This window comes from Kitasatospora sp. NPDC057198, from assembly GCF_042670125.1.
Taxonomy (GTDB): Bacteria; Actinomycetota; Actinomycetes; order Streptomycetales; family Streptomycetaceae; genus Kitasatospora.
In genome coordinates this window covers 1-2,650 of the sequence record NZ_JBHUWH010000718.1, presented here as the reverse complement: position 1 = coordinate 2,650, position 2,650 = coordinate 1, and the positions used below count along the sequence as shown (strand labels likewise).

Sequence of the window (2,650 nt, the reverse complement as noted above, 5' to 3'; positions counted from 1 at the left end):
GTGCCCTGGCCGCGCAGCGTGCCGTACACCAGCTCGGTGGCGAGCGCGGCGTCGCGGCGCTCCATGCCCTTGGGGGCGGGCGCGCGGCGCAGGGTGGGGAGGATGAGGGTGGGTTACGCGGCGCCCCCGTCGCCGGCCCCGACCAGGTCGCCGCGGTCCGCGCCGACCGCCTGCGGGGCGCGGCCCCCGGTCCCGGTCTGCAGCCCGGCCGCGACGCCGCCGCCCAGGGCCACCACCGCGGCCAGCGCCAGCGCGCCGACCCCGGCGCGCCGCCGGCGCCGGATCCGCCGGCCGCCGGCCTCGATGCCCTCGACCGGGACCGCTCCGACCCGCACCTCCGCCGCGGCCCCCGCGAGCCCCAGTTCGACCCACATCGCGTCGTCGCCCCGCGCTCCGCTGTCACCCGTGGTCACACCGCACCCCCGATCCGTGTCATGTCCTTCAGTTCCCCGAGGTCCGCGGCCTCCCGCAGCCTCGCTATCCCCTTCGCGGCGTGGCTGCGCACGGCACCGGCCGAGCACCCCATCGCCGCCGCCGCCTGGCTGTCGCTCAGGTCCTCCCAGTGCCGCAGCACCACGGCCTGCCGCTGCCGGGCCGGCAGCGCCGCGAGGGCGGCCATCAGCATCCGGCGCTGGTCCGCCCTGGCGTACCCGTCCTCGGCGCCGGCCCGGTCCGGGACCGCCTCCACCAGGACCTCGGGGGCCCGGCGGCGCCAGCGGCGGGCGTGCTGGTTGACCATGATCCGGCGCACGTAGCTGTGCGGGTCGTCGGCCCGGCTGACCTTCGACCAGGCCGCGCAGGTCCGCTCCGCGGCGGACTGCACGAGGTCCTCGGCCGCGTGCTGGTCCCCGGTCAGCAGGTACGCCGTACGCAGCAGTCGGGGCCAGGCCCCCACGATGAACGCCCGGAACTCCTCGGCCGGGCCGTTCTGTTCTTCTCCCATGAACACCTCCTCACCCCTCCAGAGCCCGGAGCGGGTGCGGAACGCTTACTCGCCGGACGGATCCCCCCGCCGCTCGCCGCCCGAACCGCCCGCGCCGCCGGTGTCCGCGCCGCCCGAACCGCCCGCGCCCCCGCCGTCCGAACCGCCCCTGCCGGAGCCGCCGGAGACCATCCGCCGCAGCCGCCGCACGGTGTGCCGCCGCCGCTCGCGCCGCTCCTCGCCGCGGTCGATCCGCGGGTCGTCCTCGACCTCGTAGCGGCGCACGTACGTCCCGACGAAGCCCTGCAGGGTCGCCGCGACGGGGATGGCGATCAGCGCGCCGACCGCGCCGAGCAGGGCGGCGCCCGCGATCACCGCGCCGAACGCGACGGCGGGGTGCACGTCGACGGTCTTCGCGGTGATCCGCGGGTGCAGCAGGTAGTTCTCGATCTGCTGGTAGACGATCACGAAGGCCAGCACCCACAGCGCCTCCACCGGCCGCTCGGTCAGTCCGACCAGGACGGGCAGCGCCCCGGCCAGGTAGGTGCCGATGGTGGGCACGAACTGCGACATGACGCCGACCCAGACGGCCAGCGCCGCCGCGTACGGCAGGTCGATGAACGCGAAGAACGCCCAGTGCGCGAGGGTGGAGATCAGTGCGAGCAGCGCCCGGGAGTACAGGTAGCCGCCGGTCTTGGCGAGTGCGATCTCCCAGGCCCGCAGCACCTCGCCCTGCTTGGAGGGCGGCAGCAGCGAACAGACGGTGCGCCGCACCCGGGGGCCCTCGGCGGTGAAGTAGAAGGTGAACAGGCCGACGGTGAACGCCTGGAACAGGCCGCCGATGACGGTGCCGGTGACGCCCCAGACGTTGTCGGCGGCCTGCTGGGCGTACTTCTCGATGGTGCCGGAGTCCTTGAGCACCTGGTGCTGGAGCTGGTCGAGCGACAGGTCGGTGTGGAAGGTCTCGTTGATCCAGTTGATCAGGTCCTGGAGCAGTTGCGGCAGCTTCCCGGCGATCTGGGTGATCTGGTCGACCAGCAGGGTGCCGAGCGAGGCGAGGAAGCCCGCCACGGCGAGGGCGAGGCTGATGAAGACCAGGAAGGTGCCCAGGCCGCGGCGGACCCCGCGGGCGGCCATCCGGTCGACGGCGGGCTCCATCGCCAGCGACAGGAAGAACGCCACCAGCAGCATCACGAACAGGTCGATCAGCTGGTGGAAGGCCCAGTCGGCGAGCTGGAACAGCCCGACGCCGAGCAGCGCCAGCAGTATCGCCCTGGGCAGCCAGCGGGGCATCGCGCCGCCGCCGAGCTCGGCCCGGCGCAGCAGCCGGGCGGCGGCCGTGTCGGCCGTGTCGGTGGTGCCGGCCCCGGGGCCGGGGCCCGGGTCGGCCAGGGCATCGGCTTCGGCCACGGCTTCGGTGTCGGCTTCGAACGGGGTGTCGGGGTTCTCTGCGCTGCTCGCCACCGGCCCAGTCTGGCCCACCTGACGCCGTCCGGGGTCACCGCAGCAGCGGCGACACCCCCTGCGTGACGCAGACCACCCGCCAGACGTCCTTGGCCTCCCAGCCGGCGTCCAGCGCCTGCCGGACGGTGCGGCCGCCGAGCTCGCCCATCACGTGGTCCTGCGCGAAGGACTCCGCGTACGCCTCGCCGAAGTGCTCGTGCATCCGTCGCCAGAACTCGGTCAGCCTCATGCGCCCAGTATCGGCCACCGGCGGCGGCGCCCGGC

At 74.8% G+C, this 2,650-nt stretch carries 4 protein-coding genes and 1 pseudogene; all 5 read right to left on the bottom strand.

Annotated features, from left to right (window positions below; all coding sequences use genetic code 11):
• Window positions 1-98: pseudogene (locus ACFUEL_RS38180) on the bottom strand (RNA-binding protein); the annotation flags it as partial.
• 15 nt (window positions 99-113) lie between these two features.
• Window positions 114-413, bottom strand: a complete 300-nt coding sequence (locus ACFUEL_RS38175; RefSeq protein ID WP_380242584.1) for a hypothetical protein — start codon at window positions 411-413, stop codon at window positions 114-116.
• The gene (locus ACFUEL_RS38170) at window positions 410-943 is read right to left on the bottom strand and encodes a SigE family RNA polymerase sigma factor (protein WP_380242582.1); all 534 of its coding nucleotides are present in this window, start codon (window positions 941-943) and stop codon (window positions 410-412) included. The genes ACFUEL_RS38175 and ACFUEL_RS38170 overlap by 4 nt, the downstream gene beginning before the upstream one ends.
• Before the next feature lie 45 nt (window positions 944-988).
• Window positions 989-2,386, bottom strand: coding sequence for an AI-2E family transporter (locus ACFUEL_RS38165; RefSeq protein ID WP_380242580.1), 1,398 nt, complete (start codon window positions 2,384-2,386; stop codon window positions 989-991).
• Window positions 2,387-2,420: 34 nt separating this feature from the next.
• The gene (locus tag ACFUEL_RS38160) at window positions 2,421-2,615 is read right to left on the bottom strand and encodes a DUF3046 domain-containing protein (protein WP_380242578.1); all 195 of its coding nucleotides are present in this window, start codon (window positions 2,613-2,615) and stop codon (window positions 2,421-2,423) included.
• Between the last annotated feature and the right edge of the window lie 35 nt (window positions 2,616-2,650).

Excerpts from the sequence above, each read along its gene's own strand:
- ACFUEL_RS38170 (WP_380242582.1), bottom strand. The coding sequence starts at position 943 with ATGGGAGAAGAACAGAACGGCCCGGCCGAGGAGTTCCGGGCGTTCATC.
- ACFUEL_RS38160 (WP_380242578.1), bottom strand. The coding sequence starts at position 2,615 with ATGAGGCTGACCGAGTTCTGGCGACGGATGCACGAGCACTTCGGCGAG.